Here is a 12,926-nt window from a genome sequence, read left to right as displayed (position 1 = left end):
ACCTGAGAACGGGGATGAGATGAATGTCCGATAACGACCCATTTGCAGAACCCGATGATGCCGACCGCACGGTCATTCGGCCCAATCCCGGTGGCCGTCGCGATATTGCCCCCAAACCGGCAACGCCCAGCCCCGATTTTGGCACGCCTGCAGCGCCGCCTCAAGCCAACCCTTATGGCGGCGGCCAGCCCATGGGCATCCCGCAGGCCCAGGCCCCCGAAGCCAGCCTGACCGAACCCTCGGTCGAACAGGGCATGACCGGCATGAACCGGATCAATGCCGCCGGTGCCACCCTGTTTTCGCTGGTCAGCCGCATTCGCAACCGCGCCCAGCACATGGACCCGGAAAAACTGCGTCGCTCGGTTGTGGCCGAGGTGCGCGAATTCGAAAACCGCGCCCTGCAGGCCGGTGTGGATGCGCAGGACGTCAAGATTGCCCGCTACGCGATTTGCGCCACGCTCGATGACGTGGTGCTGAACACGCCATGGGGTGGTCAGTCGATCTGGGCCCAACAATCGATGGTGGGCACGTTCCACAAGGAAACCGTGGGCGGGGACCGCTTTTTCGACCTGCTCGCGCGGTTGGAAAAAGAGGCCGCCAACAATATCGACCTGCTCGAATTCCTCTATATGTGCCTTTCGCTCGGCTTTGAGGGGCGTTTGCGCGTCGAACAGCACGGCACCGACAAGCATCTGCAAATCCGCGCAGGCCTTGCCCGCATCATCCGCGCCCAACGCGGCCCCGTGGAAAAGGATTTGTCGCCCCACTGGAAGGGCGAGGACAAACCGCACAAGGTTCTGTCGATCTGGAAACCGCTCTGGATCACCACAGCCACCGTGGCGCTGGTCATGCTGACCGTGTTCCTGTCGCTGTCTTGGGTGCTGAACCGCTCGACTGACCGGGTGCTGGGGCAGCTATCGGTGCTCGATTCCGGCAACGTGGCCGAACTCTTCCGCCGCGCGCCACCCCCGCCACCGCCACCCCCGCCGCCAGAGGCGCAGTTGAACCGGGTGAAGGGCTTTCTTGAACCGGAAATGGCTGCTGGCATCGTCGAGGCGTTTCAGGATCAGCAAACCATCACGGTCCGCCTTGCAGGGTCGGGCATGTTCGGCTCTGGCTCGGATGTGTTGCAGCCCTCTTTCCGCGGACCACTGGAAAAGGTGGCGCAAGCCCTCAACGACACGTCCGGCCCGATCATCGTTGTCGGCCATTCGGACAACGTGCCAATCCGCTCATCCCGTTTTCCATCGAACCAGGCCCTGTCACTGGCCCGCGCCGAGGCGGTCATGCGCAAGCTGGCCGACCAGTTGGGCGATCCCAGCCGCCTGAAGGCCGAAGGTGTCGCCGACAAGGACCCCATCGCGGATAACGGAACACGCGAGGGACGGGCCAAGAACCGGCGCATCGAAATCGTTCTCGTCCGGGAGGACGCCACATGATTCTTCGCAGACTTTTCCGTTTCGGCGCAGGCATCAACATCACCCTGTTCGTCGCCATCGCCCTTGGCTTGCTGGTCTGGTTCGCCGGGCCGTTTCTGGTGATGGGCGAAAGCGCGCCCTTTGCCAGCGTGCTGTCCCGCCTGATCACCATCGCCGTCATCGTCCTGCTGGCGCTGACCACGATCCTGCTGATCATCCTGCGCCGCGCCAAGCGCGAAAAGCAGATGGAAGAGGATATCGTTGAATCCGTCGACGACGACTCCGATGACGAGAACGAACTGGTCAAGGCCGAGCTGGGCGAGCTGAAAGGCAAGATGCGCGAAGCCCTGACCGCCCTGCGCAAATCCAAGCTGGGCCGCCGGTCGCTGTATGAGCTGCCATGGTACGTGATCATTGGCCCCCCCGGCGCGGGCAAGACCACCGCGCTGGTCAATTCGGGTCTGAATTTCCCGCTGGCCAAATCTACCGGTTCCGCCAGCATCGGCGGGGTAGGGGGCACGCGCAACTGCGACTGGTGGTTCACCAATGACGCCGTCCTGATCGACACCGCGGGCCGCTACACCACCCAAGACAGCGGCGAAAGCGAAGACAACGCAGGTTGGCTCGGCTTTCTCAAGATCCTGAAAAAGCACCGCAAGCGTCAGCCCATCAACGGCGCGATTGTCGCCGTGTCCCTGTCCGACCTGTCCCTGCAGGACGAGGCCAGTCAGAAAAGCCACGCCGCCGCCATCCGCCGTCGCCTGCATGAATTGCGCGAAAAGCTGGGTGTGCGGTTCCCGGTCTACATCATGTTCACCAAGTCCGACCTGATCGCGGGATTTACCGAATTCTTTGACAACCTGGGCAAGGAAGAGCGGGAACAGGTCTGGGGTTTTACTCTGCCGCTGCCGAAAAAAACCAAGGCCGAACTGTCCCCTGTGGCTGCCTTTGACGAGGAATTCAGCACGCTTTTGGCGCAGCTCAACTCGCAATCGCTCGAGCGGATGCAGCAGGAAACCGATCACCAGCGCCGCGCGCTGATTTCCAGCTTTCCGGCGCAGGTTGCCTCGGTCCGCGCCACCGCGCGGGTGTTTCTGGGCGAAGTATTTCAGGACAACCGCTTTGAAAAACGCCACCTGCTGCGCGGCGTCTATTTCGCATCCGGCACGCAAGAGGGAACGCCCATTGACCGTTTGATGATGGGCATGGCGCGCACCTTTGGCATTGGTCGTCAGGCCATCGGGACCGGGCGCGGCACGGGCCGCTCGTTCTTCCTCACCCGGCTGTTTCAGGGGGTCATGTTCCCCGAGGCCGGGTTGGTCAGTGCCGATGACAAGGTCGAACGTCGCTATCGCTGGACCAAACGCGTCGCCATCGCCGCCGCCCTTGCTGGCGGCATCGGCATGACCACCGTCTGGGCGCGCAGTTATATCGGCAATGCCGCCCTGCTGACCGAAGCCTCCGACAGCGTCGAGGCCTATCGCGCGGCCGCGGCACAAATCCCCGGCAGCCCGATTCAGGACAGCGACCTGCCCGGCATCGTGCCCGCCCTCGACATCCTGCGCGCCATGCCCGCCAACCCGGCAGCAGGCGATCCGGAACCAGACACGTCGCTGACATGGGGTCTGTATCAGGGCAAGCATATCGGCAACCAGGCCGGTCAATCCTATCGCGCGGCCCTGAACGAACATCTGCTGCCGCGTCTGTTGCTGCGTCTTGAAGACCAGATGCAGGCCAACATGAACAACACGGATTTCCTCTACGAAAGCCTGAAAATCTACCTGATGCTCGGCCAGCAGGGACCAATGAACACCGACCTCATCAAAGAGTGGATGCAGCTGGACTGGTCCGTTGCCTTTCAGGGGGCCACACGCGATCCGCTGCGCAACAGCCTGACCGTGCATCTGGACGCGATGCTTGATGCGCCCCTTGATGAAATTGCGCTGAACGGGCCGCTGGTCGAACAGATCCAGGGCCTGTTGTCGGAAATGCCGCTGGCTCAGCGTGTCTATAACTCGATCGTCAATTCGCCGCGCGCCAAGGCGCTGCCGCAATGGCGTCTGACCGATATCGGCGGCCCCGCGATCAGCCGTGTCATCGTGCGATCTTCGGGCAAGCCGCTCAGCGAAGGGGTCGAGGGTATCTTTACCTGGGACGGGTTCAACAACGTCTTTCTCGACGAGGCACTTGGCGTTGCACAACGCCTGCAAAGCGAAAGCTGGGTTCTGGGCGAACGAGGCGCGGCGGAACAGACCGAAACCGCTCTGATCGCGATGAGCCGGGACGTGCTCGACCTGTACTACACCGACTATATCTCGCGCTATGATCAGATATTGGGTGACATCGACATCATCCCGATGGAAAGCCTGAGCCACGCGGTCGAAGTGACCAACGTGCTTTCGGGTCCGACCTCGCCACTGGTCAACATCCTCAACGCAATCTCGGACGAGACCAAGCTGACCGAGTCGCGCTCGGTTGATGCCTCGGCACTGGCCGAAGGGGCCACAGCCGTGGGCGCGCTTGAGGCGCAATCGCTGCTGTCCAGCCGTGCGCAACTGCTGCTGGGCACGCTGCGCTCAAGCGTCGGCGCGGCGGGCGGGGATTCGGCACCGCCGCCCCCACCGGGAACATTTGTCGAGGACCGTTTTTCCTGGCTTCACACCCTCACCGAAGAGATCGAAGGCCAGCCCTCGCAACTCTCCGAGCTGATGTCGCGCCTGACCGAAGTCTATCAAGAGCTGAACAAACTCAGCTTTGCGGGCGGCGTTGGGGCAGGGGCCGGAGAGGCCACCGCCATCGTGCGCTTTCAGGAAATGGCCAACCGCCTGCCGGGCCCGATCCAGCGCTGGTCGACGCAGATTTCGTCCGGGTCGTCCGGCATCACCGCTGACGGCACGCGCGCCTCGATCAATGCGCAATGGCAGGCTCAGGTTCTGCCATTCTGCGAACAGGCTCTGACCAACCGTTACCCGTTCACGCGCGGCGCCAAGGCCGATGTGGCCATGGGCGACTTTACCCGCCTCTTTGCCCCGAACGGGCTGATCGACGGGTTCTTTAACGAGAACCTGCGCGACTATGTGGACACGCGCGCGCGCCCGTGGGCGTGGAAACGGGTCAATGACACTGATCTCGGGATCAGTCCCGCGGTGTTGCAACAACTGCAATATGCCGCCGAAATCCGCGATGCCTTCTTTGCAGGTGGGGCGGCCCCGGCGGTCAGTTTCCAGATCACACCCGAGGCGCTGGACCCCAAGGCTCAGGAGGTGCTGCTGGATATCGACGGGACCGAGGTCAAATATGCCCACACCGCTGCCCCCAAACCGGCGGCCATCACATGGCCCGGTGCCGTGGGCTCGGCCCGGATCATCCTGCAGCCTGTCGTCGACAACACCTCGAACGCGATGACGCGGGACGGGCCTTGGGCCTGGTTTCGGTTGCTGAGTGCTGCCGAAGTGCGCCGCACCAATGTCAGCGACCGCAACCGGGTTGTGTTCAACGTGGGCGGGCGTATCGCGATCTTCCAGCTTCAGTCCGGGTCGGTGCTGAACCCCTTTGCCCTGCCGGCACTGGGTAAATTCAGCTGCCCCAAGTCGTTCTGATGTCGGACGGGTTTGGCGCATTCGGCAAATTCCCTGGCATGGGTGATTTCCTGCGGGTCAACCTGCCTGCCGGGTTTGTGCAGGCCTGGGACACGTGGTTGCAGCAGGGCCTGCTCGAGATCCGCGAACAGCTCGGCGAGGCGTGGACCGACGCCTATATGTCCGCCCCCATCTGGCGCTTTACCCTGCCTGCCGGGGCGGCGGGGGGCCATGCGGTGACGGGCATCCTGATGGCTTCGGTCGATCGGGTGGGGCGGCAATATCCGCTGACACTTGCGATGTGCCATGACGCGCCCAACACGGTTGTTTCGCATCTCGCCAATGGGCGCACGTTCGATCAGCTGGAAAACATCGCGCTCGACGCGCTCGAAGACAGCAGCACCCGCGACAGTGTCACCGCTGCCTTGGCCGACGTGTATCTGGTGACCACGGGCCAACCCACATCGGCCAGCCTGCCCTATTCAGGGCCTATCCCCTTTTCCAAGGCGCTTGCCACGCAGGCGCTGATCCAAAGCCACGGGCCGACACCGGCCATCTGGTCGACGATGATGCGGGATGATTTCCGCATGCGTGCCACCTCCGCCTTGCCCGAGGGACGCGACTTGCGCGCGCTCTTCGATCTCTCCCCAGCCCTATGGAGCGCATCAGGCGTCATGGCTCAAGTATGACTTCAATCCGCTATTCCGCATCCACGCATGTGGGTCACAAACGCAAGGTGAACGAGGATAGTATCCTCGCCTTGCCTGACCAACGCATCTGGGTGGTGGCGGACGGCATGGGCGGTCATGCGGGCGGCGATTTCGCATCGCAAACCGTGGTCGATTCCGTGGCCATGATCGACCCGACGCTGGAACCCGTGCAGTTGTTGCACGCCCTGCGCGACATGCTGGCCAAAAGCCACGAGCGCATTCAAGCCGAATCCGCGGCCCAAGGTGGCGTCACCATCGGATCAACCGTCGTGACCTTTGCTATCGCCGAAGGGCACTTTGCCGCGTTCTGGGCCGGGGACAGCCGCCTTTACCGTCTGCAGGCAGGCGAAATCGAGATGCTGACCACCGATCATTCCTATGTGGCCGAACTGGTGCTGGCAGGCGAATTGTCCTGGGACGAGGCCGAACAGCATCCCCAGTCCAACGCCATCACCCGCGCCGTGGGTGTGGGCGAAGATCTGGAGCTGGAAAAGATCCGCGGCCAGATCCTGCCCGGCGACCGCTTTTTGCTATGCTCGGACGGGCTGACCAAATACGCGACCTTCAACATTCTGAAAAAGATCCTCAGCAGCGAACCTATCGAAACCGTGTCTGAGACCTTATTGCATCTTGCGCTCGAAGGCGGCGGTGCGGACAATATCTCCATCATCGTAATCGACATCCACTAGGATCAGAACCGGGGCAGGGGTCACCCGGTCGGGCGAACAAGAGGGCAAGGCAAGACGTATGGAAAAGGGTGTCATTCCAATCATTCTGGGTGTGATGGGCGTGATCGTCGTCGGCCTCGGCGTGCTGGTCTACCTGCAACTGCGCCCGACGCCCGAAATCCGCTATGAATCCGATGGGGACACCGAATTTGCGGGCCCCGCCATCGACAGCGGCGCGCGCATCGAAATCGAAGTGCTGCGCGCCCAGATCGAAGCGCTTGGCGTGCAGATCGAACAGCTAGAACAGCGGATGCTCGAGAACCGGGCCCCCACCAGCACCGGCCCGACAGGTGGGGGTCAGGATCAGGGCCAATTCATTGGTGACGGGGTGGATTCGATCAGCGGCTCGCATGCGCAGGTGGTTCTGATCGCCAATCGGCGCAACCTCAATAAGGGTCTGCAGATCGCCTCGCCCTCCTACCTCGAAAGCGTGTTCGGCAAGCCGCGCGAGAACCTCACCTCGACCTGTCAGGGGATGACGAACCAGCGCCTCGCCTCCAAGCTCAAGACCCAACAGGTTGGCCCGGTCCGGGTGCGGATGTTGCAACCGGCACTGGATTCCCTTGGCCGCGTGTTTGACCAGATCAAGGCGACGGACGAAAACCTCTATTCCCGCATCAACACGGCAGGGGCCTTGTGCGTGCGCCACATTCGCGGCGCGCCCGGACGAACCTCAACCCATGCCTTTGGCCTGTCACTCGATCTCAACATTGATGGCAAGCTGGACCGGCTGGGCGACGGCAAGACCCAACTGGGCCTGACCATCCTCGCCGATTTCTTCCGGGCCGAAGGCTGGTATTGGGGCGCAGGCTTTTCCCGCGAGGACAGCATGCATTTCGAAGTCAGCCGTGATCTCGTCGAAAAGTGGATTGCCGACGGGCTGCTGTAGCGTGCCTGAAATGGCGATAACGTCAGTTATGTGAATTCCAGGATACCGCGCGTCACTTCAAATCCCATCCAGCTTGGCGATCATCACGCGGTCTGCCGTGTTGCCTGCGGCCATCTCGACCGACCGGACATAGCCGATTTCGGACAGTTCGCGCACCGCGACGTTCAGCACCTTGCTGCGGATATCAAGGATGATCCGTCCATCCGGGGCCACGGATTTCAAAAAGAAATCGCGGTAGGTGTCCCAGGGATAGTGAAACCCGCACGAGATAAAGCTGAACGCGAAATCCAGCTTTTTCAGCTTGAGGACATCCTGTTTCTCGGGGTTCAGCGTCTTGATGGATTTGGCCGGAACGCCGTTGTCGGTCAGCAGTTTCTTGGCGACCTTCAGGCTTGAATAGGCGGCCGCCTCTTCTTCGAAGCCGAAATGGCGCGTGTCGTTGCTTTCCAGATCGATCAGATGCAACACGCTGCCGAAATCGCGGGCAAGGAACAGATCGAACATTGCATAACCACAGCCGATATCGGCGATGGACTTGGGTGCCTTGGCCTCGAAAATCGGGCGCAACTGCAGGTATTCCAGATAAATAAATGCCGCCGCGCGCCGGGCAATCACCTCGGGGCCTATCTGGTCGATCAGATCATTGAGCGGTGTGGAATCTCCACTCATCCACGCCCGGATATAGCGATTGTACTTGGGCTGATCCCGGATCACCTCCGAGCGTTGCAGCACGAGGTTTACGAAATCGTCTTGCTCCAGCGCATCCATGCGGAGGCTTGTGACCGCTTCGGACTCGATTGCCTGCATAGCATCTTCGAACGTAATCATATGAAAACCTGTATTTCTGCGGTGCTATGACTGCACCCTCTCCTGCATGGCTCATACGGCCATTTGCGCGGCATCATAAACAGAAAAACCCGTCGTTAAAGCGTTTCGATTTCCCATTGAGACACGGTTGGTCGTTTTTCGCGGCCGACGACCGGCAGAGGCAGCGCACAGATGATTCAAAGTTAAGTCGAAACGCTACGAAAATGACGGGTGGTTTTCGGTGAAGACGCGGGGCATGCGTGCTATGCGCCGCACAGCCCTGTGCCGACTCTTTCCACATGTGTGCGGACAGGGTAAACACGCAACAGACCAGTTTCGGATATATCGTGCCCGCCTTTATGCCAGCCCTCCGTCCCGCGCCCATCCTTCCGCTGCGGACCCGCAGGGGATGAGCGATCCTGTCCTGCATCGCCGACTGAGCGCACAACCCGTGCCCGGGGGCACCCTGCTGGATGCGGTGATTGCGCAGGCAACCGACGCGCGCCACCTCACCCTGTTTTTCGATGCCAATGTTCAGGCCTCTGCCGTCACTCCGCCACCCGGTGCGACCCTCGTGACGGCCAAAAGCATCGGCGAGGCCCCCATTCTGACCTTTGCCCTGCCCGATGACGCAGCCCTCGCGATCACAATAGACGGCCAGCCCATCGACATCACGCCCAGCCTGCCCGAACACGACCTGTTCGAGGGCCTCAACTGCCTTGCCTCGGTGCGCAATGGGGAAAGTGCGGACACCGTGCTCGACTGGCTTGCCTATCACGTCGCGCATCATGAACTTGAGGGCGTGGTACTGCTCGATCAGGCGAAACCTGGCAGTGACAAACGTTTTGCCAAGGACCTCGCGGCGGGCATCGCGGCGCAGGCGATCTCTTGTACCGTGCTGATCCTGAGCAGCGATGTGCCTCTCGGCCAAGCAGGCCAACCGCCCGAAGGACATCCGTTCAGCGCACCCGGCGCGCCCGGCAAGGACCGGATGAAACTGCCTGATCCTGATCCGTGGTCCGCCCCGCTGGGTGCGTTTGGCGTCTTCGAAATCATCCGCGAACGGTTCCTGCAACGCGCCCGCGCCGTGGCCAATGTGGAGGTCTACGATCTGATCACCCGTGGCGATCTCACCGTGTTCGACACGGCCGTGCGCGCCCAAGGTGGGGTGATCCAGTTGCAGGGCGAACAATGCTATCCGTGGCGCGTGCGCAACGGCGATCCGATCCGCTTTGGCGATCATATCTGCGTGCAATTTGACCGCACCAAAATGCGCAAACGGTTTTGCATCGCACCCGACCGCGCCCCTGACACTGCTGTCTGGCGGCCCGTGCGCATCGGCAATGGCGAGCCGGACGAGGACGCAAACGGCCACTTTTACCGCCATATGTCTCTGCGCCACCCCACACGCGCGGTGGCCAAGATCGTGCCCAAATCCTCGCTGGTGGAAAGCGAGGAACTGCTTAAACGCGCCGCAGACCTCTTCGACCATGACCCCGTGCGCATGCCCGAAGACAAGCTCGACAATGTGCCGAAAGGGCGCGGGCGCTGCGCCATCGTGACCACGATGAAGAATGAGGGGCCGTTTATCCTCGAATGGCTCGCCTATCACCGCTCCATCGGCTTTGACGACATCATCGTCTACACCAACGACTGCACCGACGGCACGGACACGATGCTTGAGATGTTGCAGGCCAAAGGCATTGTGCAGCACCGGATCAACAAATTCGAGGACATGGGCCTCAAACCCCAGCACGCCGCACTGCAATCCGCCGAAAGCGAAAAGGTGATCAAACAGGCCAAGTGGGTCACCTGCATCGACGTCGATGAATATGTGAACATCAAGGTGGGGGATGGCACGCTCGATGCGCTGTTCGCGGCCGTCCCGGACGCCAACATGATTTCGATGACATGGCGGCTGTTTGGCAATGGCAACGTGCATGAATACGTCGATCAGCCCATCACCGAACAGTTCCAGATGTGTGCCCCCGAACTTGCGCGCAAGCCGCATCAGGCCTGGGGGTTCAAGACCCTGTTCCTGACCAACGGCATCTTCAAAAAGCTGGGCGTGCACCGCCCCAAGGGCCTCAAGCCGCAGTTCTGGGATCGCATCAACTGGGTCAACGGGTCGGGCAAGCCGATGCCGCCAGATGTCTATCGCAACGCGTGGCGCTCGACCACGGACACCTATGGTTATGATCTTGTGCAGCTCAACCACTATGCGGTGCGCTCAGCCGAGAGCTTTCTGGTCAAGCGTGACCGGGGTCGGGTGAACCATGTGGATCGCGATCAGGGCCTCGCCTACTGGTTCCGGATGAACAACAACGCCGAGGCTGAAACCTCGATCCTGTCCCGCCTGCCGCGCATGAAAGAAGAACTGGCGCGCCTGATGGCCGACCCGGACATCGCCGCCGCCCATGCCCATTCCGTCGCCTGCCACCGTGCGAAGATCGACGCGCTCAAGGCAACCGAGAACTACGCGAATTTCTACGCTGAACTGACCAGCCCACGGATGGAGAAGCTGTCGACGCTGCACACCCATTTTGGCGCCAACGTGTTCCTGTCCGGTCCCGCCGTGGTGCCTGATGATATCGTGGAGAAACCGCAGGACGAGGACTGGTTCTTTACCGTCGAATTGCAGGGATCGACGCAGCACTAGGGGTTGATGCTTTGCCTGCATCGCAGGCCCCGGACAAAAGCGGCACCCTGTCCATTTTCCGCCACATTGCCTTGCTAAGCCGCTGATTGAGGCACCACTGCACCCATCAGAACTGTTTCAAATACGGAAACAAAGTGCATAATAAGGCCAAAATGGCCACGAAGGCAGACGAGCAGCGCAGGAAAGCCCCGTAAGAGATGGCAAAGTCCGAACAGAAAAAGCAGATCATACGCGAAGCGTGGCGCGCAACGCTGGCCGAGCGGGCCGAAAAGGAGGGGTTTTTCGAGGAAATCGGTCCCCTGCACAAGGCCATCCACATCCCCGAAGAGGGCGAACTGGGCAAGACGCTGGTCGTGGTGTTCGACAACCTTGATGACGTCCGCCAGGATCCCAACCGCCTGCCATGGGCGGTCGATTTCATCTCGGCGCAGGGCTGGTCATCGCTGGGGATTATGGCGCACGGGCCCACTTGGTACCGAGACCCGCACATGTTTGCCTTCTTCGACAATCTGCGGGACGAGAATTTCTTTGATAAATTCGAGCGCGTCGTATTCTACGGCACCTCGATGGGCGGCTATGCGGCGGCCGCCTTTTCTGCGGCCTGCCCCGGTGCCACGGTGGTCGCCATCAGCCCGCAGGCCACCATGGACCGCGACCGCGCCGGCTGGGATCACCGCTATCGTCGTTCGTGGAAACACGACTATTTCGGCCCCTACGGTTATGCGCCGGATATGTCGGTGGATGCAGACAAGGTCTGGATCTTCTACGATTCCCGTATGCCGCAGGACGCTATGCACGCCACCCTGTTTCAGAACCCCAACGTGATCCACATGGGCTGCCCGTTCATGGGCCACGGCATGCTGACGATGTGGCGCGACATGGGCATCCTCAAACCCATCGTTGCCGGTGTGATCAACGACACGCTCAGCCCGACGGATGTACGCCACCTGCTGCGTCAGCGACATGGTTCAAAGATGTATCAAAAGGCGCTGCTGCGGCACCTTGAGGACAGCGACAAGCACCGGCTGCTAATCCGCTACTGCTTTTCCATCCTCAAGATGCGCCCCGCCCCCCATTTCAAACAGGCCGCCCAACGCGCGCGCCAGCACCTGCGGGAAAACGCATGAAACCCCTTCCCAATATCGCCTCTCTCTGGATCGGCGGGCGTTTGTCCTGGCTAGAACAACTGTGCCTGAAATCCTTTGCCGATCAGGGGCACCACATCACCCTGTACAGCTATTCACCCATCCCCAACCTGCCCGAAGGGGTCCACGCGGGCGATGCGGAGGACATCTTTCCCTCCGAACCGATGCTGATCCACGCCCGCAACGGCAGCCCCGCGATCCATGCGGATATGTGGCGCCTGCACCTGCTGGCCAAGACCGACAGCATCTGGGTGGACGCGGATATGTACTGCTATCGCCCCTTCGATTTCGACAGCCCCTTTGTCTATGGCTGGGAAAAACCCGGTCAGGTGTGCAACGCGGTGCTGGGTCTGCCATCGGATTCCAAGACGCTCGTGGGCTTGCTTGATTTCTTCAAGGACGAATACGCCATCGCGCCGTGGCTGAAGAAGTGGCAGCAAAAGGAATTGCAGGCTGAAAAGGACGCGGGCAACCCTGTGCACATGACGGAACAGGCCTGGGGCTTCACCGGCCCGGCCTCAGTCACCTACTTCCTCGAAAAAACGGGCGAGATCGAGCACGCAGAGCCGCAAACCGTGTTCTATCCGATCTCGTTCCCCGACCGGAACCACATGATCATGTCCCGTTTTAACATCGAGGAACGGCTGACCGAACAGACCCGCGGCGTCCATTTCTGGGCCCGCCGAATGAAACCGCGCCTTGAGGAAAAGGAAAACAACACCCCGCGCCGGGGCAGTTTCATGGACGGGCTGATCGCCAAACACGGCATTGACCCCGCCGCTGCCCCGATCCCGGCGAAAAAGAAAGTGTCGAACGCCCCCGTCAATGACCCCGAATTTCAGGCCAAGATCGGGATTGAGGCGCTCAAGGGCGAGTCCTCCATGACCAAGATCTGCCGCGATCATCTCGTCGATAAGCAATTTGTAAAAACCTGCCGCGATACGATCCAGAACAATGCGGCGACGTTGTTTGCGCCCAAGGATGGATAGGAT

At 61.1% G+C, this 12,926-nt stretch carries 9 protein-coding genes; 8 read left to right on the top strand and 1 reads right to left on the bottom strand.

Going from position 1 to position 12,926, the window contains the following annotated elements:
- Positions 1–23: 23 nt before the first annotated feature.
- From icmH to Q1A89_RS21690, 5 genes are read left to right on the top strand one after another with little or no spacing between them, the layout of a single operon-like run.
- Positions 24–1,439 carry a type IVB secretion system protein IcmH/DotU gene (icmH, locus tag Q1A89_RS21710; RefSeq protein ID WP_299733531.1) on the top strand — a complete coding sequence of 472 codons (1,416 nt, stop codon included), beginning with the start codon at positions 24–26 and terminating at the stop codon, positions 1,437–1,439.
- Complete coding sequence (gene tssM / locus Q1A89_RS21705; RefSeq protein WP_299733529.1) at positions 1,436–5,017, top strand: type VI secretion system membrane subunit TssM; 3,582 nt, start codon at positions 1,436–1,438, stop codon at positions 5,015–5,017. Before icmH ends, tssM begins: the two co-directional genes overlap by 4 nt.
- Complete coding sequence (gene tagF / locus Q1A89_RS21700) at positions 5,017–5,685, top strand: type VI secretion system-associated protein TagF (protein WP_299733528.1); 669 nt, start codon at positions 5,017–5,019, stop codon at positions 5,683–5,685. The genes tssM and tagF overlap by 1 nt, the downstream gene beginning before the upstream one ends.
- Positions 5,682–6,395 carry a protein phosphatase 2C domain-containing protein gene (locus tag Q1A89_RS21695; RefSeq protein ID WP_299733526.1) on the top strand — a complete coding sequence of 238 codons (714 nt, stop codon included), beginning with the start codon at positions 5,682–5,684 and terminating at the stop codon, positions 6,393–6,395. The genes tagF and Q1A89_RS21695 overlap by 4 nt, the downstream gene beginning before the upstream one ends.
- Before the next feature lie 58 nt (positions 6,396–6,453).
- Positions 6,454–7,323, top strand: a complete 870-nt coding sequence (locus tag Q1A89_RS21690) for a M15 family metallopeptidase (protein ID WP_299733524.1) — start codon at positions 6,454–6,456, stop codon at positions 7,321–7,323.
- A 57-nt stretch (positions 7,324–7,380) separates the two neighbouring features.
- Here Q1A89_RS21690 and Q1A89_RS21685 read toward each other — a convergent pair whose 3' ends face one another.
- Positions 7,381–8,151: a class I SAM-dependent methyltransferase gene (locus tag Q1A89_RS21685; protein ID WP_299733522.1), complete on the bottom strand. Its 771-nt coding sequence runs from the start codon at positions 8,149–8,151 to the stop codon at positions 7,381–7,383.
- 388 nt (positions 8,152–8,539) lie between these two features.
- On the opposite strand from Q1A89_RS21685, the gene Q1A89_RS21680 reads away from it, so the two are divergent.
- The 3 genes from Q1A89_RS21680 (at position 8,540) to Q1A89_RS21670 (ending at position 12,923) form a co-directional block, all read left to right on the top strand.
- Positions 8,540–10,789, top strand: coding sequence for a glycosyltransferase family 2 protein (locus Q1A89_RS21680; protein WP_299733520.1), 2,250 nt, complete (start codon positions 8,540–8,542; stop codon positions 10,787–10,789).
- Between the two features lie 197 nt (positions 10,790–10,986).
- A complete protein-coding gene (locus tag Q1A89_RS21675) occupies positions 10,987–11,916 on the top strand; it encodes an alpha/beta fold hydrolase (protein WP_299733519.1) in 930 nt (309 codons plus the stop codon).
- Positions 11,913–12,923, top strand: coding sequence for a hypothetical protein (locus tag Q1A89_RS21670; protein ID WP_299733518.1), 1,011 nt, complete (start codon positions 11,913–11,915; stop codon positions 12,921–12,923). Before Q1A89_RS21675 ends, Q1A89_RS21670 begins: the two co-directional genes overlap by 4 nt.
- The last annotated feature ends 3 nt before the right edge of the window (positions 12,924–12,926 follow it).

Origin of the sequence: uncultured Tateyamaria sp., assembly GCF_947503045.1 — a bacterium.
Lineage (GTDB): Bacteria > Pseudomonadota > Alphaproteobacteria > Rhodobacterales > Rhodobacteraceae > Tateyamaria.
This window is presented reverse-complemented; position numbering and strand designations above follow the sequence as displayed.

Excerpts from the sequence above, each read along its gene's own strand:
- icmH (WP_299733531.1), top strand. The coding sequence starts at position 24 with ATGTCCGATAACGACCCATTTGCAGAACCCGATGATGCCGACCGCACG.
- tssM (WP_299733529.1), top strand. The coding sequence starts at position 1,436 with ATGATTCTTCGCAGACTTTTCCGTTTCGGCGCAGGCATCAACATCACC.
- tagF (WP_299733528.1), top strand. The coding sequence starts at position 5,017 with ATGTCGGACGGGTTTGGCGCATTCGGCAAATTCCCTGGCATGGGTGAT.
- Q1A89_RS21695 (WP_299733526.1), top strand. The coding sequence starts at position 5,682 with ATGACTTCAATCCGCTATTCCGCATCCACGCATGTGGGTCACAAACGC.
- Q1A89_RS21690 (WP_299733524.1), top strand. The coding sequence starts at position 6,454 with ATGGAAAAGGGTGTCATTCCAATCATTCTGGGTGTGATGGGCGTGATC.
- Q1A89_RS21685 (WP_299733522.1), bottom strand. The coding sequence starts at position 8,151 with ATGATTACGTTCGAAGATGCTATGCAGGCAATCGAGTCCGAAGCGGTC.
- Q1A89_RS21680 (WP_299733520.1), top strand. The coding sequence starts at position 8,540 with ATGAGCGATCCTGTCCTGCATCGCCGACTGAGCGCACAACCCGTGCCC.
- Q1A89_RS21675 (WP_299733519.1), top strand. The coding sequence starts at position 10,987 with ATGGCAAAGTCCGAACAGAAAAAGCAGATCATACGCGAAGCGTGGCGC.
- Q1A89_RS21670 (WP_299733518.1), top strand. The coding sequence starts at position 11,913 with ATGAAACCCCTTCCCAATATCGCCTCTCTCTGGATCGGCGGGCGTTTG.